Here is a 17,140-nt window from a genome sequence, read left to right as displayed (position 1 = left end):
ACTTTTGGCAGGAAATATTTCTGCTATATCCATCTGATGCGCGGCCGCGCGCCGAGATCCTTCTGCGCGACCATGTACCGGAGAGCGTCCATCGCGTGATCGTTCTCCTTCACCGGGACCTCCTTCGGCGGCTTGCCCTCGGTCTGATCCCACACGTAGCCGCCGACCTCCTCCAGCGTGCACGTCGGCTTCTTCGCCTCCACCAGCCCGCGGTCCCGCTCCACCAGGCCGTCGCGCATCACGAACAGCCGCGGCCGGCCGTCACCCGCAGTGCGTAGCCTCGCCTGGACGGCTTGGATCCCGTCCGAGACGCCCTTGCGCGCCGCGATGGTGGACATGCCGAGATGCCGCTCCAGCGTGGCCCGGTCCTCGGCGTCGTGGTCGCAGATGACCGCACGCGGGCGCGGCCCATCCCACTTCCCCTCGGGGGCGACCAGGCGCAGGATCTGCTTGGCGTGGTCCTCCACGAGCGTCTTGGTCTTGTAGATCTCCCGCACCAGGTACAGGCGGCCGTCGGGGTCCTCGGCCCAGTCCTGCCACACGAACGGGTTGGTGAATCCGAAGTCGATCGTCCACCATCGCGTCCACGAGTCGGGGATCGGGCGCCGGTCGATGAGGTGGACCGACTCGTCCCACTGCTCGTAGATCATGCCTTCGGACGCCACCCACTTGCCCCACCGCATCCGCTCGTACCGGACTCCGACCAGGGAGTCGAGGCGGGCCAGGTACTCGCTGCCGTACTGGGTCCACTCCCCGTTCTGGTGCATGCGGGGGTTGTCCTCGTGCCGGCTGTAGAGCATCACGCAGCGGCCGGAGTCGGCGCGCTGCTTGAGGTGGTGCGTGGGGGCGCCGGGGTTCGTCGCCATGATCAGCTGCTGGCGGGACAGCTTCCCGTGCCGTAGCCGAGTGACGATCGTGTCGAGGTCCTCCGCGGTGACCTCCACAGCTTCGTCGACGAACGCCAGGTCGAACTCCGTCGAGAGCAGACGGCTTGCCCGGTCGAGGCCGCCCACGACGATCGTGGACCCGTTGGCGTACCGGAAGCTGGCCGGCTCCTGCGGGGAGCCGCCGAAGAACTTCACCGCGCCGGCGGCGAGCGCTTCGGCGGCGACCATCTGCCGGAACGTGACGAGCGTGGACGCGGTCAGGGAGGCGTGCGTCTTACGGACGATCAACGCGCGCACGCCCGGCGTGGCCAGACACGACAGGTGGAGCTTCATGAGCGCGGCCACGCTCTTGCCGGTGCCAGCCGCGCCCGACAAGCAGATCTCGCGGTCGGTGCGTTGGAAAAGCTCCAGCGCGGCGCCGCGGGGCTCGAACCGTACGACAGTGGGGGCGGACACGGTGGTCAGGTGAGGTCGTTGGGGTCGATGCCGACGACCTCGTAGCGGACGCCGCCGTTGACGTCGATCTGCTGCTTGACGGGGGTGTCCAGGCCGTCCAGCTTGCGGAGCGACTCCTGGATCTTCAGGAGTCTGTCGACGGCCGCGAGGATGGGCCCGTGGTCGACGAGCGGCATGCCGTCCCATACGACGACGCCGCGATTGTCGACGACGTAGTGGGTGGCGTCGGCGACCGCGCGGGCCCGCCGCGCGAGTTCGTCGAGCTGCATCCGCATGAGCTGGCGGACCTCGTCGGCCGGCTCTTGGACGGTGGCTTTGAGGGCACGTTGTACGGCGTCGTGGGCGCTGCTCTTGGAGGCGTAGCCGAGCCGGTCCGCGATGTCCTGGTAGCTGAGGTTCTGGGCGCGGAGGCGGCACGCCTCGGCGTCACGTGCGGCGGTGTCGGGGCTGCGGGTGAACTGGCCGTCGCCGCCTCGGGGTTTGGTCACGGGGCCTCCCTTCCTGATCTCAGGGTACGGAGGCCGCGCGCGATCCCGATGGTTCGAGTAGGTGTTCGAGTGGGTAGGGTTCGCGGGTGGCCGATCCTCCTCGCGTCTGGCACGACGGTCTCCGTCGCGAGCTGCTCGCGTGGGAGCGCCGCGCGGATGGGTGGTGGGCGCATCTGTGTCACGTCGCGATGCGCCCGCGACCCCTGCGGATGGAGGACGTCTTCGAGACCGTGGAGGACTGGCAGCCCGCCGCCGCTGTGCAGCAGATCGACGGCGAGGACTACAGCCAGGTCCCGCGCAAGCTCGCCGCTGATTGAGCGCCCGGGAGGCTGGTCACACGGCCGAATTCCAGACCTCAACCTGGACAGTCGCGGAGCTGTACCAGCTTCGCCCAGGGACACTCACATGCAGGCCCGGTCTTGCCTCCGCTTCGGACAGCCACTGCACGGTGCTGCCGCTGACGTGGTACGGGTGGTTGACGATGACCGCTGGGACGCCGTCCTTCGCCCAGCCGCTCATGTGATCGAGATAGAACGCCGTGTGGCCCCTTGGCGCGTCGCAGCCGTTGCACCGGCCTTTCTCCAGCCACGTCAGGCAGAGCGGAGCCGTCGACCGGGCCGGCCTGAGCCCGTGGCGTTTCGCCCAAGCCACCATGGCGACTCGGGACCGGAGATCGATGTTGGGCCCGTATGGCCAGGTGTCGCGCTTCATGCCGACGAGCTGTGCGTCCTCGGCCGAGTACGTCGCCTCGGGCAGCCACCACCACCGCGACCATTTCGTGCCGGGGGCAAGGGTTGCGGCGTCAACACCGAGGCGTGCCCCGGCCTGCCGGAGATCGGCATCGGCATGTCCTGCCTTGCTGCCCTCCTTCAGCAGGGACTCCTCCGTAGCCATGCCGTCCCTGCCTGCCAGGTATCCCCGTAGCCACTGCTCGGCGGCGTCCAGTTTGTCCACGCTGCTCTCCTCGGTGCTCATCGGTGGTCCGTGCGTTGGCGATGGTGGTGGCCGTGACCGTTGATCGGTAGCGGTTTGGTGAACCTGCCTGGTGCCAGGTCGGGGGCGCCAGGTCACGGGCGGCTCGCGCCTCGCCCGCGGAAGTCACGCAGCTGCATCCGGTCGAGCACCTCCCGGGCTCGCTCCACCCCGACGGCGGTCATCCGGTAGTAGTGCCGGGGTGGCCTGCCGTGGGCGTGGGCGCCGGCGTCTTCCCAGCGGGAGGTGAGCCAGCCGTGCGCTTCGAGCCGCTTGAGGATCACGTAGAGGGTGCCAGGCACGAGGCCGGTGGCGTCCATGAGTGCGCGGCCGTACGTCTCCTGCTCGGGGTTGGCGAGGAGCTCGCGCAGGACGAGCTTGGTCGGGGTGGTGAGGCGGACGACAGCATCAGCCACGGGGTTCCTCCTGGCGGTAGTCGAGCACGGCGTCGATGGCCGCGATGGCGGACTGCCATCCCCGGATGTAGGCGCGTCCGAGCTCGTCGGGGTTGGGCTCGAAGGGTTCGCGAGGGACGGCTCGGACGCGGGCGAGAGCGGCCACCGCGTCACGGAGCTCGGCGCGCAGGCGCAGGATCTCGGCGCGCTCCGCGTCGCGGGCGAGGGCCTGGACGAGACGCTTCCAGAAGTCAGCCATCGCTGTTCCTCACGGCCGAGGCAGCTTCGCCGTGCTGCGGGCATTCCGGGTGCGGGTAGGCCACAGGGTCGCCGACAGTGGGGACGCCTACATCGGACGCGTGGAGGCAGAGCCCATCGCATCTGGCGTCAGGGGTGCCGGCAGGGGTCGTCTGGGTGTGGTCTCTGATCTCAGCCACGGCTGGCCTCCGCTCTGAGGAAGTCGTTCAGGCCGTCCTCGTAGTAGGCGTTGAACACGCTGGTGAGGCTGTCGTAGACGGCGCGTGTGACTTCGTGGTCGAGGCCCTGCTCGCTTGCGCTGGTGGGCGAGAGACGCCCGAACGCTTTGGTGATCATCGCAGCCTCTCGGATGGTCAATTTGGCGGTGACCAGCCTGGGCATCTCGTTGTCGTCGAAGTGGATCGACTGGATCTTCACGGGTTGGGCCTCCTCAGGCGTCGTTGGAACGGGATGACCTCGCGCGTGCCGTCGGGCCGCTGGACGAGGACGTTGCGGGGTCCGCCGCCGGGCCCCCACCCGACGAGGACGGTCACTGGCTCGGGTGGGGTGCGGTGGCCTGACAGGCGGTCGCCTGGGTCGAGGTAGGTGCGGCCGATCATCGAGTTGGCCACGGGTCAGCCCTGCTCTGACACGGGGATGGTGCGGAGCGATGACCACCACGACGGCCCCGAGGTGAACCCGTTGGCGTCGTGGTAGATCAGGTACTCCCACGAGCCGTCGTGCATAGGGCCCTCGACAGCGGCGACGTTGCCCGTCCCGTTGGCTCGGGCGCTCTGGTACTGCTGGCCGTGGTGACGAACACGGGCACCAACGGGCAGGCGCTCCTCGGTAAGGCCGGCGGTTTTCAGGTCCTCGGCGCACGCGGCCGCCCGCTCGTGCGGCATGCGCTGGGTGAGCACCTCGACGGCGCGGGCCCGGGTGATGGCGGGTAGGCCGGCGGCGGCGAGCTGGGTGGCGCAGCGTTCGGCGGCGGGCCAGGACATGCGGCACTGGAGGATGGCGGCGGCTTGCTCTTCGGCGCTCATCGGTTGGGTTCTCCTCGGGGGTTGGGGCGGCCTGTCACGTGAGCAGCGCGTAGCCGATCCCAATGAGGATCAGGGCGACGAGCAGGTAGAGCAGGGCGATCAGGGCCATGTTGAAGGGGGTGGGACGCCGCACGACGTCACCTCCGTCCAGGGGTTGGGGTGGCCCGGCGGAGAGCCGGGCCAGGGGGCTCAGTCAGCGTTCGCGTGAGAGAGGTCGTCGGCCAGGCGAGCGATCACGTTCAGAACGTCCGTCCCGGCCATGCCTGCGTGGGCGAACGGGCCGAGCGAGAACGCGACGTTCAGCAGGACGTCCACGGCTGACGGGCTCGGGCCGAGCTCGCGCTCGAACGGTTCGCGCACCATCGCGGCGGCCTCGTCCAGTGCCTTGGAAGCGTCCTCGTGGGCGTAGCGGCGGCGGGACTCGCGGATGCTGTCGAGGATGCGCTGTCGGTCGTAGCCGTCGATGGCGACCAGGCCGCGCTGGGTGTAGTAGGCGGCGATCTCGTCAGGGGTCATCACGATCTCCTCAGGGGTTGGGGGTGGCCCGGCGGGCGCCGAGCCAGAGGGTCAGGCGGTCGCGGCGCGCGTGAGCTGGTCCCACTCGGCGCGGTCGGCGAGGATCAGGGTTTCCATCTCGCCGTCCTCCAGCCAGGGCAGCAGCGGGAAGGCGATGGAGCGGCGGGAGAGGTCCCGCATGAGCACGCTGGCGGCCCACTCCTCGCCGCGCTCGCGGAGGATCCTCTTGGAGTGGGCGACCGCGCAGGGGTCAACGAAGCGGTTCATCGCCGCCTCAGCGCTGCCCTGGACGGCGAGGGCGACGAGCTGCTCGGGTGAGAGGGCGGTGCGCATATCGGTTCTCCGTTCGGGGTCAGGGGGTGGGCCAGCCGGGAGCCGGGCCAGAGGTCAGGCGGGCTAGCGGAAGCAGCTGCAGAGCAGGTGCTCGTGGACGTCGCCCCACGGACTGATCAGCCGGTTGCAGCGGGTGTGCACGTACGCCTTGCCGGGGTCGGTGTAGTGCTCGCCGTAGCAGCACACGAGGAAGGACTCCTCGACGACTTCCCCGGCGAGGACGGCGGGGTGCTGGTCGTTCACGAGGCGGATCCGTCGATGCTGTTGATGATCTCGGCTGCGTCGGCGAGGTCCTCGGGGTGGGCGTCGGAGTAGGGCACGTACACGCTGGTGTCGCGGCCCGGCTCTGCGACGCGGTAGTAGACCGCCCACGGGTAGTCGCTGCCGTCCTCGTCGACACCGGGCATGACCAGGTGGAACAGCCAGCCGGGGGCGGAGCCCAGGTAGCCGCGCAGGTAGTCCGAGTTGGCACCTGCCGGGATGACCGGGGTCTTGGTAGTCGTGAGCGTCATCACTTCTCCTACGTGGGCGGGGCTGGGTCAGGGAGTGGAGCGGGGCCCGGGTTGCCCCGGGCCGGGGACTGTTAGGCGTCGTCGCGGGTGCAGTCGGCGAGGATCGCCTCGATGCGGGCCATCTCCGCGTCGTAGTCGTCCTCCAGGGCGCGGGCGGTGTCGTGGTCGTCCTCGGCGCGGGCGGCCGTGAGAGCGGCGAGGATGTCGGTGATGTTCACGTCGTCTCCCTGGTCGGGGCTTGGGGTGGCCCCGCCCGGGTGGGCGGGGCGCTGGAGCGTCAGGCGACGCGGCGGGCCGGGGTGGCGGTCATGAGGGCGACCGCCGCGCGGTGGTAGCAGGCGTACCGGCCGCGCTGCCCGGCGGGGCACGTGCAGCCCGAGGTGTGGACGAGGTAGGTGGTCGAGCCGTCCGAGCTGACGGCGGTGTAGAGGCCGGGGCGGCTGGTGGGGAGGATGCCGCCCTGCTCGATCAGGTCGCGGGCCTTCTCGATGGCCTGGGGCTTGTAGCCGTCGAGGTCGGCGGTGAGGGTGATGACCCACCGGCCGGCGACCTTGGTGGCGGGGAGCTTGCCGGTCTGGGCCCAGCGCTGGGCGGTGCGGATGGAGATGCCGTGTGCGGCGGCTGCCTCGCGGGTGTTCACCTGAATCTCCATGACCGCTCCTTTGTTGCGCTGTCCTATTGCGCAACACGTTAGCGCATCACCTCTGGATAGCGCAACACATAAGCGCTATCGTCTTGCGCATGACCGAAGCGAAAGACCCACTCGCCACCCTCGACGCCAGCACGCAGCGCTACCGCACGACCGAAGCCGCCCACGAACAGTCCCGCCAGGACGTCATCGCCGACGTACTCGCGGCCCTCCGCGCCGGCGCCCGCCCAACCGACGTCGTCGACCGCTCACCGTTCACCGCCGCCTACGTGCGCAAGCTCGCGCGGGACAACAACATCGAGGCCGCGAAGAAGGGCAAGGCCAGCCAGTAGAAGCGCCACGGGCCGTCATGCCAGCGCCGCCAGCTCGAGACCCGGCAGCGGCACCAGCTCGTAGCGCACCGGCCTGGCCGGGTTGCGCTCGGGCGCGTGCGCGATGTCAGCGCGCGGGTGGCCGCAATCGCAGCTGCACGCCCACCGGCACCGGCGGCCAGCGAGCCACACCATCGCCAGGTGGCTGCGGTGCCAGCCGGTCGCCGACGCGGTGGGGTACCGGTACGGCCGGCGGAAGCTGGCGACGCCTTGGCCACCGCGCACGGCGATGATCGTCTCGTACTCGTACATCGGCGTGCCCATGTGGCAGCGCGAGTGCCGGCCGGGGTCACGGGAGTTGAGGCACGGGCCGTTCCACTGGCAGGCGCAGGCCAGGTAGAAGCCGGGCACCTCGGCGTGGACTTTGCGCATGGACTGGGTCCAGGCGTACTCGCGGACCCAGGCCGCCTCATCGGGCGTCATGACGCCGCCCGGGTGCACGGCCCGCAGAAGTCCTCGCCGCCGTGGTGGCTCCAGCCGTACTCCTCGCTGGCCCGCCGTACGGCTGTCTGGACGTCGCCCGCGTGGATCCGGCAGTAGGCGCCGCATCCCTCGGTGTCGCACGTGAGGGCGATCTGAGCGCTCATGGTCGGCTCACCTCCTGCGTGCGCACTACGTCGACTGGTATGCCGCCGAGCAGCTGTCCCTCGGGTGTGACGGCCAGCTGGTAGCCGCGAGCGGTGACGGCGTACCAGGCGTGGGCAGGGGCGCCGGTCCCGGATGTCTGGTCAGCCCGCCGGATCGTGACAGAGCCGTCCCCATGTAGGAGTTGATCGCTAGCTGTGTAGCCACCGCAGGCGCATCCCGGCTTCCCGCACGCGTCGCCGCGCGGCCCCTCGGTGACGGAAGGACCGGCGCGGTAGTGATGCATCCGGCCGGCGACCATCGGGCACGCCTGGCGGACGTAGGCGGCGCACTCGGGGTGCAGGGGCGGCTCGTCGAAGTAGCCGCCGTCGGCGATCTGGTTAGTGCCCCCGAGGAACACCATGAGTGGGCTGTGGGGCTGCCCGCAGGTCTGGCAGCGCCGCTCGGTCCAGGCCTGCCGCCACCGGGTGCCGTGGATACCGCGGAAGTCGAGCGTGCCGTCGGCAAGGGTGATGTTGACCCAGGGTTGGACGAGGCCGCCGACGGTGGACCGGTGAGCGAGCCGTACAGGGATGGGCGGGCGGACGTCAGTCACGGCCGGCCTCCCCGCTGATCTTGTGGAGGTCGTCGACGAAGCGCTGCACCGCGGCGAGGAACGCGGCCTGATCGCGGAGGTTCTGTCCGCCGCCGCGGTGGTAGGCGGTGGCTTCGAGGATGGGGCCGAGGGCCTGGAAGTGTTCGCAGATGGTTCGCATCTGGTCGAGGTCGAGGCTGTCGGCGAGGGTCCTGAACGCGCGAGCGGCGCCTGCGAGTAGGTCGAGGGCGTCGGTGTAGGTCGTCTCGTCTACCGCGATCTTGTCTGTGGTCGGCTCAACCAAGGCGCACCTCCCCAAGAGCGGCCACCCGCTCGAGCAACTCCAGCCGCGCGGCCTCGGCAGCCGGCACGCTGCCGTTGCTGAGGGCCTGGCCAATCCGTCCAGTGGGAGACAGCTCGCCAGCGATGGCGGCCAGGACCTCGTGCGCTTGGTCGAGGCGGGCGGCGGTGTCGAGGGCCCGTTGCTCGCCACGCGGCCGGGGGCGGAGTTCGGCCGCGCCTTCGACGAGCAGGTAGCCGACGCTGCGCACGGCGCACAGGCGGGAGCCGTCGTCGCCCATCGCCTTGCGTAGGCGCACGATGTTCATGTTGAGCGCGCCCAGCCATGCGCCGGCGGGTTCGGCCTGCCACGCCAAGCGGTACAGGTCTGCGTGGGCGACGATGCGGCCGGGTTGGGCGGCGAGCGCGGCGAGGATACGGAACCCGGCCAGGGGCAGCGCCAGGCGCTGCCCGTCGCGGGTGGCGGTATAGGCGGCCAGGTCCAAGATGATCGGCTCAGTCACGGCCAGCCTCCTCGATGGTGGACGGAGGGGGCTCGGCGTGGCAGACGTGGCTGGGGGCGCCCTCCCACTCGGCCCAGGCGCAGCAGTAAGGGCGGGTCTGGTCAGCCACGGCCGCCGCCCTTGAGCTCGGGGCGGCGGGACAGGATGTCCTCGACCTCTGAGTAGATGTTCTCGGAGTACCAGGTCTCCTGGCCGGGCGGCGCGGCCCCTTCGAGCAGTTCCCAGGCGCCGATGACGCACTCTTCCAGTACGCGGATGCGGGCGCGCAGTTCGGTCATCTCGTCAGCCACGGCCGCCTCCGTTGATCTCACGAGCGAGTGAGAGGGCCGGGCACTCGCTGTCATCCCAGCCGCAGTCGTAGGTGCTGTGGTCGCTGGCGTGGTCGTCCAGCCAGGCGGCGAGCGGCTCTGCTAGGCCTGGGTGGGCGAGGGTGATCCAGTCCGCGTCTGGCTCGTAGAGGCGGTCGGCGATGCAGGGCGCGCCGTAGAGCTGCACGTCGGCGGAGATGACTGCCACGCCGACATCGCATCTCGCCCAGGGGCCGCCGTGGGCCTCGGCTGCGGTGTGGCGCAGCTTGGCTGCGGCGGTGCCCAGCTCCTCGACTGGGTTGATCTTGGTGTCAGCCACGGTCGGCCTCCGTCGCGGTGCGGCGGTCGATGGCCTCGATCCAGCAGACGGCGGTTGCCGCCACCTGAACGAGCTCGGCACGCAGCTTGGCCGCATCGTCCTCGGCGAGCGCTTCGTAGACCTCTTCAAGGAGGACGTGTCGCCACGTCAGCTTCCCCTTCGCGGCAGCGGCCTCGACGATGTACTTCCAGTCCCGTGCCAAGCAGCCATACATGATCTGTTTGGTGCCGTCGGGGTGGTTCTGCTCGCCCCACTTGGCGTCCTGGCGGGCGCGCTCGGCCAGCACATCGGCGAGCGGACCGGCCACCAGGTGCTCGCCGACGATCTGCATGGCGCGGCCGGCGCGCAGCCAGCAGTAGGAGCACGGCTCGCGCCGTTCGATGTACTCGTGCATGTGGAGCGACTCGTTGCCGTGGTGGTACTCGGCGAGCTTCCGCACGAGCTGCTCACGGCCGGGGCCGGCCATCCGCTCGGCGATGGCGCTGTAGTAGGAGGTCATCATGCTCCTCGGGGTCGGCGGCCAGTCAGGTCGTAGGCCGCTCGGGTGTCTGGGTTGGACAGGACGTCGTACGCCTCGGTGACGGCCTTGAACCGCTCGCGGGCGTCGTCGGCGGGGTTGAGGTCGGGGTGCAACTGGCGGGCCAGCCGCCGGTACGCCGTCCGGATCTCCTCAGGAGTGGCCGTAGGGCTCACGTCGAGCGCCGCGTACAAGGCCCCTGCGCGGGGCTGTGCGAGCCGTGGCGACCTTGGCGGGTGCGGAGGCGGCTCCTGGGACGCACGAGTCCTCTGAGGCCTGCACGTGGCCGCGTGGGGCATCATCAGCCGCTCGTACGGCAACAGCGGTAGCTCGGCCGTCACCCTGCGGGATCGGAGCGTGCCGCCGGCGTCGCGCATCACCGCGGTGTTGCCCTCGGGGTGTGGGTCGGGGTCGACGGCGAAGGCCTTGCCCGCCTTGGTCATGGTCCAGCGGATGGGCTGTCCGCAGCCGCCGCGGCCGCCGCGTTGGTGGCAGGTGCCGAGGTCGGCCTTGCTGAACATGTCAGCCCTGCTCCCTGGCCATCCGCTCGAGTTCGGTGCGGATCGCGTCGAGGCGGTGCTGCCCAAGTCCGGGGAGCGCCCGCAGATCGTCGTCCGTCTGCTGGGCCAGGTGTCCGATGGTCGTGATGCCGCCGTCGGCGAGCGGGTTGCGCACGTGCCAGGTCAGCCCGGGTAGCGCGCTGGCGATGGGTGTGTAGTCGGGTAGGCGGGTCTGGGCGGCGAGGTCGCGGATGCTTGTCATGGGGTGTCCGTTCGGCTGGTCAGGGGTTCGGCTGGCGGGGGGTGTCTCGCGGTGGCAGATGTGCTGTTGCCGGCGGGCTTTGTTGATCGCTCGGCGGGGCAGGGTGATGGGCCAGGTGAGTGCCGAGCCGAAGATCATGAGTGCGCCCATGAAGGTGCGGATGCCGAGGTCGTCCCAGAACTCGACGAGGGTGCGGTGGTGTCGCATCCGGTCTCGGCAGGTGTCGCACATCTGGAGGGGGTCTTTGGCCTCTTGGGCTTCGATCTCCTTGATCAGGGTGGGGATGGTGGCGGCGGCTCCGAGGAGGTAGAAGATCCAGGCGATGTCGGCCGGGTTCATGGCTGCTCCTGGCGGGTGAGGGCTTGGCGGGCGAGTTCGGCGCCGCGGTGGGCGACGTCGGGGGTGGGGGCTCGGCGTGGTGTGAGGGGGTCGCGGGTGTCGGGCACGAGTTCGCGGGGGTGGGCGTGGCCGTCGACCATGAGGCGGGCGAGTCCGACGAGGGCCTGTTCCCAGGTGGTGCCGGTGATGGCGGCGGAGGCGAGGGTGGCGCGGACGTCGTTCTCGTTCCAGTCGGGGCGTACGGCGATGGCGAGGGCGACGAGGACGTCGGTGGCGCGTTGGATGGGGGCGCCGGGGGTGGTGGAGCGGCGGCGGTTGGCCGCGCGGCAGTCGGGGCACATCCGCGGGTCGGCCAGGCCGTGAGCGCAGGGGGTCATGCGGGCCTCCTCCGGGCGAGGTTGGCGGCGTGGATGACGAGCTGGGCGCGCGGGGTCGTGGCGCCGAGTTGGGCGCGGGCTTGGTCGAGGAGTTCGTGGCCGAGATCGGGGAGCGTGGCGAGGAGGTCTCGGGCCGCGTCGTACTCGTTCGGGGTGGGGGTGTCGGGGACGGCGACGAGGAGGGGCGGCTGCCGGTATTCGGGGGGCGATGACTTCTCGGCCGAAGGCTCTGCGGGCGGCTTGGACTTCCCTTCCTCCTCAGGTTGGAGATCTACGGAGGAGTCGTCTTTGGTAGGTGGTTGGTAGGTCTTGGTAGGTGGGCGGGTGCTGCACCCGGTGTTCTGGGGGGCAGCACCCGGTGTTCCGGGGGGCAGCACCCGGTGATTACTCGCGAGTAGCTCGTTATCGGCGGGTGCAGCACCCGGTGTTCTCGGGTTATCCACCGGGTTATCCACAGGTGGATCAGCGGGTGCAGCACCCGGTGTTCCAGTCGCGGGAGAGTCCGTCTTCGGGGCGCGGGTGCGCTTCGGAGGAGGCGGCTGAACACCCTCCGGGACGATCAGCGTCCGCTCGTCCGGGTCGAGCATCGCCACCAGGAAGGCGAGATTCTCGGGGATGGCGAGCTTGTACTCGTCCGCCTTCGCGGCGCGGCCGGCGGAGCTGCCCTCGAACACGCGGATCAGGAGGCCGATGTCGCGTAGCCGGGCCAGGCACAGCCGTACGGTCTTCTCGTCCTTGCGGCAGACCCGGGCGAGGCGTTCGACGCTGGGGCGGATGCGGGTCCCGTCCGGGTTGCCGTAGGTGACGGCGACCATCGCGACGTGCTGCACGGTGTCGGACCCGACGCGCTTCTTACCCGCGCCGAAGCCCAGCTCAGCGCGCCGCACCACCCGGACCCACGTCCAGAAGATCGGTTCTCCGCCCGTCATGCTCCCTCGTTCCCTTGCGCGATCACTCCTTCCTGGGCGGGGCCTGTCTTCGTAGCCACTCCTCCGCTCGGTCGCGGATGTCGTCGCCTGCGCCCCCGTGACGCAGGCGGCGGATGGCGTCCTCGCCGACGTCCATCTGTACGGCGAGGCGCCACAGCGTCAGGCCGAGCTCGCGGCGGCGGGTCTCGATGGCGGCCGCCAGCTCCTGGGGCGTCATCGGATCCTCCGCAGCCCGCGGAACGGCCGCACGGTCACGGTGCCGTCGGCCCGCCGTACGGCCACGTTCCTCGGCGCTCCAGGCGGCGGGGTGACCCAGGTCAGCCAGGCCGGGCACGGCGGCACCGGGCGAGCGCGCGACGGCAGGACGAACGCGGCCACGACCGTCACCAGCTCACCGCCGAGCAGGTAAGAGCGGCCGGTCATCGCATGACCGCCGGGTCTGGCACCCACCGCATCGAGCCGGGCAGGCGCGTGTCGCCGGGCTCGTGGTCGCGGCAGGCCGGCCACCAGGAGCGCACGTCGCTGGCCTCCCCGTGGGAGACGCGCGGCGGCCCGAGGGTCTCGTACTGCTCGGCGCTGGAGCCGCCAGGGAACACGCACTTGGGGTAGCTGCGGGTGCGGTACTGCAGGACCTGGCGCCAACGGCAGTTGCCGCAGCGGCGGCCGAGCGCGTCGCGGTCGTCGTGCGCGGCGGCCTGCTCGTGCAGGGCCTGCCCGGTGAGCGGGTGCCGGCCGCGAGAGAGCATGTCCGCCTGGCGCTTGGTACGGCGCACGCCAGGTGACTCTCGCTCGGTGGGAGCGGCGGGCGGCGGGGCTTCGACGTCGAAGAGGGCGAGGTCCATCACCAGCGCTCCCGCCCGATCTGTGCCTTGGTCAGCCGGTCGAGCTCGGTGGCCAGGACGTGGTTCGTGGCGCGCTCGCGCAGCAGCTGCTCCCGGGTTCCGGTTGCGTGGTGGTCGGTGAGGCCGTGCTCTTCCCACCGCGCCAGGACGCCCTTGATGCCGTCGTCGAACTCGAGCTGGAGACGCATCGAGTCGTTCTCGCTGCGCAGCCGCGCGCACCGGCGCTCCAGCTCAGCGACGCGGGCGCGGGCCGCCTTCAGCTCCTGCCGGTGGAGGGCGGAGAGTTCGGCGTCGGTCGGGCCGACGGGTTCAACGATGGGGGCGATGGAGGGTGAAGGCTGGCGGGCGAGCGCGGCCAGCATCTGACCCCAGAAGCTGTCAGCCTTCATACCTGCCCCCTGTGGTCGCGTGAGGACGTCTGGGACTTCACGCGGTGCGTGGGACGGCGGCCGCGGCCGATGCCCTTGAGGGCGGTCCGGCGGGTCTTGCGCCAGACGCGCTGCTCGGGCCGCATCACGCCTGCCCTGCCAGTTCGTCGAGGACGTCGGCGTGACCCTCAGCGATCCGCGCGACGTGGCGCAGGGAGCGCAGCGCGGCGGCGAGCTCGTGGCTGGCGTCGGTGTGGTCCTGGAAGGAAAGCTCGCCGTCTTCGCCGCCGACGGACAGGCTGGAGAGCAGGCTCGTTGCTTCCACGAGCGCGGCTTTCGCGATGGTGATCTGCTCGCACACCGCGTCGGCGATGCGCGCGTCGGTGGCCAAGCGCCGGTCAGCCAGGTCGATGGCCTCGGCATCCCGGGGTGACAGTTCGAGGGTCATGGGTGGCTCCTTAGACGGCGGTACGGTTGGCCCGTAGAGCGCGGCGCTGGGCCGGGGTGGTACCGGCCCAGATGCCGTCGTCTACGGCGTTTTCGAGGGCCCATGCGAGGCACGCCTCGTAGCAGGGGCAGGGACGGCAGACATTGCGGGCCTGCTTGAGCTGCCGCTTGCCTGCGGGCCCGTCGTAGGAGACGGGGAAGAACAGCTCGGGGTCGACGTCGCGGCACGCCGCCCGCTTCACGACTCCTCCCGGGTGGCCTGCGCGGCCAGGCGCTCGTCGGCGCGGATGACGTACTCCCAGCACTGGCCGCACGCGATATCCCCGAGGCGGCGGCGGCCGGTGTGCTCGCGGGTGTCGCACACCTTGGCGGCCTTCTTCGCGAGCGGGTGGGTGTGGGTGAGGTAGTCGGGCTCCCACGTCCAGTCGGTACGGCCGCCGCCTGCCTGCTTGCGGGCCTTGGCGCGGTGCCGCTTGACGAGGTCGAGGGCGTCGCCGACGGCGAGCTCGCCGCGCCGTACCCGGTCGCGGGTCTTGACGTCGAGGTCGAGCAGCGCGAGAGAGCGGCTGACGGTTGCCTGGGACAGGCCGGTGTTCTTGGCGATCCGCGTCGCTGTGTAGCCGTGCTCTTTCTGTAGCCGACCGAAGGCTTCAGCTTTCTCGATCGGCCCGAGATCGGCGCGCTGCACGTTCTCCACGATCATCAGCTCGATCGCGGTGGCCTCGTCGACGTCGCGGCGGATCACCGCGGGCACGGTCGCGAGCCCGGCCTCCACGGCGGCGGCGCGGCGGCGATGTCCGGCGAGCAGCTGGTAGTGGTCGGGCTTGTCGGGGTGGGGCTGGACGGTGAGCGGCTGCATGAGGCCGTGCTCGCGGATGCTGGCGGCCAGCTCCGAGATGTCGCCGACCGTGTCGCGGATGTTGCCGGGATGGTCGTGAATCTGGTCGAGCGGGATCTCGACGACCTGAGTGGGCCCAGGAGCGGGGCGGGAGGCGGGCTTGGCGTCGGGGGTGGGCTCGGTGAACACCGTCGCCGGCACCACCGGCGCGGGCTTGGCCGGGCGCGCGGGCTTGGCCGGCTCGGCGGACGCCGGGTTGCCCTGCTTGCGCGCCCAGTCGAGGAGCTCCTCGTTGATGCTTTCGGGGATGCGGACCTGGTTGCCGGGCTGGCCGGGGTCGTAGACGCACGCCGTCTTGGGGTGGACGAGCCAGCCGGTTTGCCCGTTGATCAGCGCGCGGATCGAGCCGATCGGCCACGACACGCGCTCGGCGGCGGCTTGCATGCTGTGGCCGACGGCGAGCAGGGCGAGGGCCTTGGCGACGTCTGGGTGCATGGCGGTCATGGGGTACTCCTCGGGGTAGTCGGGGCGGCGGCGCGGATGTCCAGGCGCCAGCCGTACGCGGTCAGCCATCGGGCCAGGCCCGGCAGGGACGGGGTCATGCGCCCGGCCTCCCAGTGCGAGATCTGGCGAGGGTGGACGCCCGCGCGTTCGCCAGCCTCGGTGTAGTTCCAGCCGTTGGTCAGGCGCTGATCGCGTAGCAGGGCGATCAGGTCAGTGATGCTGTGAACCGGGGCCGTCCACTCCCAGCCTTTCCGGACGATCACCTGCTGGCCGAGCACGTTGGCCCACACCAGCAGCCGCGATGGGGTGGGCAAGCCGTGGCCGCGCTCCAGCGTGCACATGGCGGCCTGGCCGATACCGAGGCGTCGGCTGATGTACTTCTGTGCCCTGCCCTGCTGGATACGTTCGGCGCGGAGGATCACGGCGAGGTCGCGCGGGTCAGCCACGACGGCCGCCCGTGCGGGCCGCGCGCCGACGGGTACGCCGTGTGGCGAGGGCGTGCAGCCTGCCACAGCGGCACTCGACCTGCTCGGCAAAGGGCTCGTGTTCGAGCAACTCCGCGGGAGTGCTGTAGCCGGTCAGTTCCGGGCGCGGGCATTCCACCATGGCCAGGTACTCCTCTCGCGGCCACAGCTCGTCGACGAGGTTGCCGAGGTGGACGTCGTAGGCGTCGATCCCGTCGGACCACGTCTCCAGGTGCCCGGGCGGGAGGACGACGATGTGTTCGAGGGAGTCGAGAGCTGCGAGACGGCCGGACGGATGCGCGAGGCGGGCGGCCAGTTCGGCGTTGGACGGGCCGCGCTGTGCCAGCAGCCGTTTGGTGATCGCGTTCAGGGCGCCGGCGATGAGGACGACAAGGATCGCGGCGGCGAGGGCCATGCCGGCGATCTGGGGGTCGGTCATGGGGTCAGCTCCAGGAGTCGAGGCGGCGGGGGATGTCAGCCCAGCGGCGGGTGTGCGCGTCCCACAGGTCGCGGAGGCGGCGGGCGGGGGAGCGGTGGCGGCCACGTGTGCGGCGGCGGACCGGCCACCACCGGCCCGTCACGGCTCGTCCAGCGGGTCGGGGCCCTCCTGGGCCTTCTGCGCGGCGTGCGCCGTGATGAGGCGGTCGAGGGACGCGTCGGGGTCCTTGCTGAGTTCGGGTGCCTGCCACATGCCGGTCTGCGGGATGCTGTTCTGCGCCCCTGACCAGACCTGCTCATGCGTGGCGCGAGCGCGTTCGTCGAGGGCGCCGAGGCGGTTGCGGTAGCGGGTGATGGTGGCGTCGAGTTCGGCGCCGAGGGTGTCCTGTGCGTCGATCTCTGCCATCAGGCGGGTGCGCTCGCGCTCCCAGTCGCCGGCGGCGATGGCGAGCTGCCGGTCGAAGTCCTCGCGCTGCTCTCCGACCTCGCGGCGCTGCTGCTCGGCCAGGGCGAGAAGCGAGCGCATGCGCTCGGCTGCGGTCTCGGTGAGGGGCGCGGCGTCGGTGGCCGGGTAGGGGTGCTGGTGCGTGGCGGTGTTCACGCGCTCTCCCTCGTGGTCTGGTCGGCGAGCTGGGTGGCGAGGTGTTCGGGGGTGTCGGCGTCGAGGGTCATCGCGAGGCCGCGTTTGGCCTGGTCGGCGGTGAGGTGGCCGAGGCGGGTGGCGTAGCAGTGGGGCGGGAATGCCTTGCTGCCGTCGCTGACCCAGATGGACCATCCGGGGTGCTCGTCTTGGAGGGCGGCGAGCGGTTCGGAGAGGGGCTCTCGGCCGGTAGAGTGGATCATGATTGCTCCTGTTTGTGCTGT

Annotated in this window: 39 protein-coding genes; 2 read left to right on the top strand and 37 right to left on the bottom strand. The window is 70.8% G+C overall.

Going from position 1 to position 17,140, the window contains the following annotated elements; genetic code table 11:
- Positions 1 to 23: 23 nt before the first annotated feature.
- Positions 24 to 1,343 carry a phage terminase large subunit gene (locus tag AC3EO4_RS24030; protein ID WP_431897906.1) on the bottom strand — a complete coding sequence of 440 codons (1,320 nt, stop codon included), beginning with the start codon at positions 1,341 to 1,343 and terminating at the stop codon, positions 24 to 26.
- 5 nt (positions 1,344 to 1,348) lie between these two features.
- The gene (locus tag AC3EO4_RS24025) at positions 1,349 to 1,831 is read right to left on the bottom strand and encodes a hypothetical protein (protein ID WP_431897904.1); all 483 of its coding nucleotides are present in this window, start codon (positions 1,829 to 1,831) and stop codon (positions 1,349 to 1,351) included.
- Positions 1,832 to 1,917: 86 nt separating this feature from the next.
- Between AC3EO4_RS24025 and AC3EO4_RS24020 the strand changes: the two genes are divergently transcribed.
- Positions 1,918 to 2,148: a hypothetical protein gene (locus AC3EO4_RS24020; protein WP_431897902.1), complete on the top strand. Its 231-nt coding sequence runs from the start codon at positions 1,918 to 1,920 to the stop codon at positions 2,146 to 2,148.
- Between the two features lie 16 nt (positions 2,149 to 2,164).
- On the opposite strand, the gene AC3EO4_RS24015 is transcribed toward AC3EO4_RS24020, so the two are convergent.
- The 12 genes from AC3EO4_RS24015 to AC3EO4_RS23960 all read right to left on the bottom strand — a co-directional run bounded on the left by AC3EO4_RS24015 (position 2,165) and on the right by AC3EO4_RS23960 (position 6,494).
- Positions 2,165 to 2,785 carry a hypothetical protein gene (locus tag AC3EO4_RS24015; RefSeq protein WP_488186352.1) on the bottom strand — a complete coding sequence of 207 codons (621 nt, stop codon included), beginning with the start codon at positions 2,783 to 2,785 and terminating at the stop codon, positions 2,165 to 2,167.
- A 113-nt stretch (positions 2,786 to 2,898) separates the two neighbouring features.
- Positions 2,899 to 3,219 (bottom strand): PadR family transcriptional regulator, encoded by a 321-nt coding sequence (locus AC3EO4_RS24010; RefSeq protein ID WP_431897898.1) that lies wholly within the window; start codon positions 3,217 to 3,219, stop codon positions 2,899 to 2,901.
- Positions 3,212 to 3,457, bottom strand: a complete 246-nt coding sequence (locus tag AC3EO4_RS24005) for a hypothetical protein (RefSeq protein ID WP_431897896.1) — start codon at positions 3,455 to 3,457, stop codon at positions 3,212 to 3,214. The genes AC3EO4_RS24010 and AC3EO4_RS24005 overlap by 8 nt, the downstream gene beginning before the upstream one ends.
- A gap of 170 nt (positions 3,458 to 3,627) precedes the next feature.
- Positions 3,628 to 3,873, bottom strand: a complete 246-nt coding sequence (locus AC3EO4_RS24000; protein WP_431897894.1) for a hypothetical protein — start codon at positions 3,871 to 3,873, stop codon at positions 3,628 to 3,630.
- Positions 3,870 to 4,067, bottom strand: a complete 198-nt coding sequence (locus tag AC3EO4_RS23995; RefSeq protein WP_431897892.1) for a hypothetical protein — start codon at positions 4,065 to 4,067, stop codon at positions 3,870 to 3,872. Before AC3EO4_RS23995 ends, AC3EO4_RS24000 begins: the two co-directional genes overlap by 4 nt.
- A 3-nt stretch (positions 4,068 to 4,070) precedes the next feature.
- On the bottom strand, positions 4,071 to 4,481 hold the full coding sequence (locus AC3EO4_RS23990) for a hypothetical protein (protein ID WP_431897890.1): 411 nt from the start codon (positions 4,479 to 4,481) through the stop codon (positions 4,071 to 4,073).
- A 189-nt stretch (positions 4,482 to 4,670) separates the two neighbouring features.
- On the bottom strand, positions 4,671 to 4,997 hold the full coding sequence (locus AC3EO4_RS23985) for a hypothetical protein (protein ID WP_431897888.1): 327 nt from the start codon (positions 4,995 to 4,997) through the stop codon (positions 4,671 to 4,673).
- 51 nt (positions 4,998 to 5,048) lie between these two features.
- The gene (locus tag AC3EO4_RS23980) at positions 5,049 to 5,330 is read right to left on the bottom strand and encodes a hypothetical protein (protein WP_431897886.1); all 282 of its coding nucleotides are present in this window, start codon (positions 5,328 to 5,330) and stop codon (positions 5,049 to 5,051) included.
- Between the two features lie 63 nt (positions 5,331 to 5,393).
- Positions 5,394 to 5,573 (bottom strand): hypothetical protein, encoded by a 180-nt coding sequence (locus tag AC3EO4_RS23975; protein ID WP_431897884.1) that lies wholly within the window; start codon positions 5,571 to 5,573, stop codon positions 5,394 to 5,396.
- On the bottom strand, positions 5,570 to 5,842 hold the full coding sequence (locus tag AC3EO4_RS23970; protein WP_431897882.1) for a hypothetical protein: 273 nt from the start codon (positions 5,840 to 5,842) through the stop codon (positions 5,570 to 5,572). The genes AC3EO4_RS23975 and AC3EO4_RS23970 overlap by 4 nt, the downstream gene beginning before the upstream one ends.
- Before the next feature lie 71 nt (positions 5,843 to 5,913).
- Positions 5,914 to 6,060 carry a hypothetical protein gene (locus tag AC3EO4_RS23965; protein ID WP_431897880.1) on the bottom strand — a complete coding sequence of 49 codons (147 nt, stop codon included), beginning with the start codon at positions 6,058 to 6,060 and terminating at the stop codon, positions 5,914 to 5,916.
- A gap of 59 nt (positions 6,061 to 6,119) precedes the next feature.
- Positions 6,120 to 6,494 (bottom strand): SWIM zinc finger family protein, encoded by a 375-nt coding sequence (locus tag AC3EO4_RS23960; protein WP_431897878.1) that lies wholly within the window; start codon positions 6,492 to 6,494, stop codon positions 6,120 to 6,122.
- An 89-nt stretch (positions 6,495 to 6,583) separates the two neighbouring features.
- On the opposite strand from AC3EO4_RS23960, the gene AC3EO4_RS23955 reads away from it, so the two are divergent.
- Positions 6,584 to 6,823 (top strand): hypothetical protein, encoded by a 240-nt coding sequence (locus tag AC3EO4_RS23955; protein WP_431897876.1) that lies wholly within the window; start codon positions 6,584 to 6,586, stop codon positions 6,821 to 6,823.
- Positions 6,824 to 6,838: 15 nt separating this feature from the next.
- Here the strand turns inward: AC3EO4_RS23955 and AC3EO4_RS23950 are convergent, their stop codons facing one another.
- From AC3EO4_RS23950 to AC3EO4_RS23840, 23 genes are all read right to left on the bottom strand, one after another.
- Positions 6,839 to 7,285 (bottom strand): DUF6248 family natural product biosynthesis protein, encoded by a 447-nt coding sequence (locus tag AC3EO4_RS23950; RefSeq protein ID WP_431897874.1) that lies wholly within the window; start codon positions 7,283 to 7,285, stop codon positions 6,839 to 6,841.
- Positions 7,282 to 7,449 carry a hypothetical protein gene (locus AC3EO4_RS23945; RefSeq protein WP_431897872.1) on the bottom strand — a complete coding sequence of 56 codons (168 nt, stop codon included), beginning with the start codon at positions 7,447 to 7,449 and terminating at the stop codon, positions 7,282 to 7,284. Before AC3EO4_RS23945 ends, AC3EO4_RS23950 begins: the two co-directional genes overlap by 4 nt.
- Positions 7,446 to 8,042, bottom strand: a complete 597-nt coding sequence (locus AC3EO4_RS23940) for a hypothetical protein (RefSeq protein WP_431897870.1) — start codon at positions 8,040 to 8,042, stop codon at positions 7,446 to 7,448. The genes AC3EO4_RS23945 and AC3EO4_RS23940 overlap by 4 nt, the downstream gene beginning before the upstream one ends.
- Entirely contained in the window at positions 8,035 to 8,325 is a 291-nt protein-coding gene (locus AC3EO4_RS23935) for a hypothetical protein (protein ID WP_431897868.1), read from the bottom strand. The genes AC3EO4_RS23940 and AC3EO4_RS23935 overlap by 8 nt, the downstream gene beginning before the upstream one ends.
- Positions 8,318 to 8,824 (bottom strand): winged helix-turn-helix domain-containing protein, encoded by a 507-nt coding sequence (locus AC3EO4_RS23930; RefSeq protein ID WP_431897866.1) that lies wholly within the window; start codon positions 8,822 to 8,824, stop codon positions 8,318 to 8,320. The genes AC3EO4_RS23935 and AC3EO4_RS23930 overlap by 8 nt, the downstream gene beginning before the upstream one ends.
- A 101-nt stretch (positions 8,825 to 8,925) precedes the next feature.
- Positions 8,926 to 9,114 (bottom strand): hypothetical protein, encoded by a 189-nt coding sequence (locus AC3EO4_RS23925; RefSeq protein WP_431897864.1) that lies wholly within the window; start codon positions 9,112 to 9,114, stop codon positions 8,926 to 8,928.
- Positions 9,107 to 9,451 carry a hypothetical protein gene (locus AC3EO4_RS23920; protein WP_431897863.1) on the bottom strand — a complete coding sequence of 115 codons (345 nt, stop codon included), beginning with the start codon at positions 9,449 to 9,451 and terminating at the stop codon, positions 9,107 to 9,109. Before AC3EO4_RS23920 ends, AC3EO4_RS23925 begins: the two co-directional genes overlap by 8 nt.
- Positions 9,444 to 9,950, bottom strand: coding sequence for a hypothetical protein (locus AC3EO4_RS23915; protein ID WP_431897861.1), 507 nt, complete (start codon positions 9,948 to 9,950; stop codon positions 9,444 to 9,446). The genes AC3EO4_RS23920 and AC3EO4_RS23915 overlap by 8 nt, the downstream gene beginning before the upstream one ends.
- Complete coding sequence (locus AC3EO4_RS23910; protein WP_431897859.1) at positions 9,950 to 10,489, bottom strand: J domain-containing protein; 540 nt, start codon at positions 10,487 to 10,489, stop codon at positions 9,950 to 9,952. The genes AC3EO4_RS23915 and AC3EO4_RS23910 overlap by 1 nt, the downstream gene beginning before the upstream one ends.
- A 1-nt stretch (position 10,490) precedes the next feature.
- A complete protein-coding gene (locus AC3EO4_RS23905) occupies positions 10,491 to 11,069 on the bottom strand; it encodes a hypothetical protein (protein WP_431897858.1) in 579 nt (192 codons plus the stop codon).
- Complete coding sequence (locus AC3EO4_RS23900; RefSeq protein ID WP_431897856.1) at positions 11,066 to 11,446, bottom strand: hypothetical protein; 381 nt, start codon at positions 11,444 to 11,446, stop codon at positions 11,066 to 11,068. Before AC3EO4_RS23900 ends, AC3EO4_RS23905 begins: the two co-directional genes overlap by 4 nt.
- Complete coding sequence (locus AC3EO4_RS23895; protein ID WP_431897855.1) at positions 11,443 to 12,375, bottom strand: hypothetical protein; 933 nt, start codon at positions 12,373 to 12,375, stop codon at positions 11,443 to 11,445. The genes AC3EO4_RS23900 and AC3EO4_RS23895 overlap by 4 nt, the downstream gene beginning before the upstream one ends.
- Positions 12,376 to 12,397: 22 nt before the next feature.
- A complete protein-coding gene (locus tag AC3EO4_RS23890) occupies positions 12,398 to 12,592 on the bottom strand; it encodes a hypothetical protein (protein ID WP_431897853.1) in 195 nt (64 codons plus the stop codon).
- Complete coding sequence (locus AC3EO4_RS23885; RefSeq protein ID WP_431897852.1) at positions 12,589 to 12,798, bottom strand: hypothetical protein; 210 nt, start codon at positions 12,796 to 12,798, stop codon at positions 12,589 to 12,591. Before AC3EO4_RS23885 ends, AC3EO4_RS23890 begins: the two co-directional genes overlap by 4 nt.
- Positions 12,795 to 13,217 carry a hypothetical protein gene (locus tag AC3EO4_RS23880; protein ID WP_431897850.1) on the bottom strand — a complete coding sequence of 141 codons (423 nt, stop codon included), beginning with the start codon at positions 13,215 to 13,217 and terminating at the stop codon, positions 12,795 to 12,797. The genes AC3EO4_RS23885 and AC3EO4_RS23880 overlap by 4 nt, the downstream gene beginning before the upstream one ends.
- Positions 13,217 to 13,606: a hypothetical protein gene (locus AC3EO4_RS23875; protein ID WP_431897849.1), complete on the bottom strand. Its 390-nt coding sequence runs from the start codon at positions 13,604 to 13,606 to the stop codon at positions 13,217 to 13,219. Before AC3EO4_RS23875 ends, AC3EO4_RS23880 begins: the two co-directional genes overlap by 1 nt.
- A 124-nt stretch (positions 13,607 to 13,730) precedes the next feature.
- A complete protein-coding gene (locus AC3EO4_RS23870; protein WP_431897847.1) occupies positions 13,731 to 14,033 on the bottom strand; it encodes a hypothetical protein in 303 nt (100 codons plus the stop codon).
- Between the two features lie 10 nt (positions 14,034 to 14,043).
- Positions 14,044 to 14,274, bottom strand: a complete 231-nt coding sequence (locus tag AC3EO4_RS23865; protein WP_431897845.1) for a WhiB family transcriptional regulator — start codon at positions 14,272 to 14,274, stop codon at positions 14,044 to 14,046.
- Positions 14,271 to 15,374, bottom strand: a complete 1,104-nt coding sequence (locus tag AC3EO4_RS23860; protein ID WP_431897844.1) for a ParB/RepB/Spo0J family partition protein — start codon at positions 15,372 to 15,374, stop codon at positions 14,271 to 14,273. Before AC3EO4_RS23860 ends, AC3EO4_RS23865 begins: the two co-directional genes overlap by 4 nt.
- Positions 15,371 to 15,820, bottom strand: coding sequence for a helix-turn-helix transcriptional regulator (locus tag AC3EO4_RS23855; RefSeq protein ID WP_431897842.1), 450 nt, complete (start codon positions 15,818 to 15,820; stop codon positions 15,371 to 15,373). The genes AC3EO4_RS23860 and AC3EO4_RS23855 overlap by 4 nt, the downstream gene beginning before the upstream one ends.
- On the bottom strand, positions 15,813 to 16,277 hold the full coding sequence (locus AC3EO4_RS23850) for a nucleoside/nucleotide kinase family protein (protein WP_431897840.1): 465 nt from the start codon (positions 16,275 to 16,277) through the stop codon (positions 15,813 to 15,815). Before AC3EO4_RS23850 ends, AC3EO4_RS23855 begins: the two co-directional genes overlap by 8 nt.
- Before the next feature lie 138 nt (positions 16,278 to 16,415).
- The gene (locus AC3EO4_RS23845; protein WP_431897839.1) at positions 16,416 to 16,877 is read right to left on the bottom strand and encodes a hypothetical protein; all 462 of its coding nucleotides are present in this window, start codon (positions 16,875 to 16,877) and stop codon (positions 16,416 to 16,418) included.
- The gene (locus AC3EO4_RS23840) at positions 16,874 to 17,119 is read right to left on the bottom strand and encodes a hypothetical protein (RefSeq protein ID WP_431897837.1); all 246 of its coding nucleotides are present in this window, start codon (positions 17,117 to 17,119) and stop codon (positions 16,874 to 16,876) included. Before AC3EO4_RS23840 ends, AC3EO4_RS23845 begins: the two co-directional genes overlap by 4 nt.
- Positions 17,120 to 17,140: the final 21 nt, after the last annotated feature.

It is taken from the genome of Nonomuraea sp. bgisy101, from assembly GCF_057708945.1.
This window is presented reverse-complemented; position numbering and strand designations above follow the sequence as displayed.

What these genes read in the sequence shown, in the direction of transcription:
- AC3EO4_RS24005 (WP_431897896.1), bottom strand. Translation starts at nt 3,457, where the DNA reads ATGGCTGACTTCTGGAAGCGTCTCGTCCAGGCCCTCGCCCGCGACGCG.
- AC3EO4_RS23990 (WP_431897890.1), bottom strand. Translation starts at nt 4,481, where the DNA reads ATGAGCGCCGAAGAGCAAGCCGCCGCCATCCTCCAGTGCCGCATGTCC.
- AC3EO4_RS23985 (WP_431897888.1), bottom strand. Translation starts at nt 4,997, where the DNA reads ATGACCCCTGACGAGATCGCCGCCTACTACACCCAGCGCGGCCTGGTC.
- AC3EO4_RS23980 (WP_431897886.1), bottom strand. Translation starts at nt 5,330, where the DNA reads ATGCGCACCGCCCTCTCACCCGAGCAGCTCGTCGCCCTCGCCGTCCAG.
- AC3EO4_RS23970 (WP_431897882.1), bottom strand. Translation starts at nt 5,842, where the DNA reads ATGACGCTCACGACTACCAAGACCCCGGTCATCCCGGCAGGTGCCAAC.
- AC3EO4_RS23960 (WP_431897878.1), bottom strand. Translation starts at nt 6,494, where the DNA reads ATGGAGATTCAGGTGAACACCCGCGAGGCAGCCGCCGCACACGGCATC.
- AC3EO4_RS23955 (WP_431897876.1), top strand. Translation starts at nt 6,584, where the DNA reads ATGACCGAAGCGAAAGACCCACTCGCCACCCTCGACGCCAGCACGCAG.
- AC3EO4_RS23950 (WP_431897874.1), bottom strand. Translation starts at nt 7,285, where the DNA reads ATGACGCCCGATGAGGCGGCCTGGGTCCGCGAGTACGCCTGGACCCAG.
- AC3EO4_RS23945 (WP_431897872.1), bottom strand. Translation starts at nt 7,449, where the DNA reads ATGAGCGCTCAGATCGCCCTCACGTGCGACACCGAGGGATGCGGCGCC.
- AC3EO4_RS23915 (WP_431897861.1), bottom strand. Translation starts at nt 9,950, where the DNA reads ATGACCTCCTACTACAGCGCCATCGCCGAGCGGATGGCCGGCCCCGGC.
- AC3EO4_RS23910 (WP_431897859.1), bottom strand. Translation starts at nt 10,489, where the DNA reads ATGTTCAGCAAGGCCGACCTCGGCACCTGCCACCAACGCGGCGGCCGC.
- AC3EO4_RS23905 (WP_431897858.1), bottom strand. Translation starts at nt 11,069, where the DNA reads ATGAACCCGGCCGACATCGCCTGGATCTTCTACCTCCTCGGAGCCGCC.
- AC3EO4_RS23900 (WP_431897856.1), bottom strand. Translation starts at nt 11,446, where the DNA reads ATGACCCCCTGCGCTCACGGCCTGGCCGACCCGCGGATGTGCCCCGAC.
- AC3EO4_RS23895 (WP_431897855.1), bottom strand. Translation starts at nt 12,375, where the DNA reads ATGACGGGCGGAGAACCGATCTTCTGGACGTGGGTCCGGGTGGTGCGG.
- AC3EO4_RS23890 (WP_431897853.1), bottom strand. Translation starts at nt 12,592, where the DNA reads ATGACGCCCCAGGAGCTGGCGGCCGCCATCGAGACCCGCCGCCGCGAG.
- AC3EO4_RS23885 (WP_431897852.1), bottom strand. Translation starts at nt 12,798, where the DNA reads ATGACCGGCCGCTCTTACCTGCTCGGCGGTGAGCTGGTGACGGTCGTG.
- AC3EO4_RS23880 (WP_431897850.1), bottom strand. Translation starts at nt 13,217, where the DNA reads ATGGACCTCGCCCTCTTCGACGTCGAAGCCCCGCCGCCCGCCGCTCCC.
- AC3EO4_RS23875 (WP_431897849.1), bottom strand. Translation starts at nt 13,606, where the DNA reads ATGAAGGCTGACAGCTTCTGGGGTCAGATGCTGGCCGCGCTCGCCCGC.
- AC3EO4_RS23870 (WP_431897847.1), bottom strand. Translation starts at nt 14,033, where the DNA reads ATGACCCTCGAACTGTCACCCCGGGATGCCGAGGCCATCGACCTGGCT.
- AC3EO4_RS23860 (WP_431897844.1), bottom strand. Translation starts at nt 15,374, where the DNA reads ATGACCGCCATGCACCCAGACGTCGCCAAGGCCCTCGCCCTGCTCGCC.
- AC3EO4_RS23850 (WP_431897840.1), bottom strand. Translation starts at nt 16,277, where the DNA reads ATGACCGACCCCCAGATCGCCGGCATGGCCCTCGCCGCCGCGATCCTT.
- AC3EO4_RS23840 (WP_431897837.1), bottom strand. Translation starts at nt 17,119, where the DNA reads ATGATCCACTCTACCGGCCGAGAGCCCCTCTCCGAACCGCTCGCCGCC.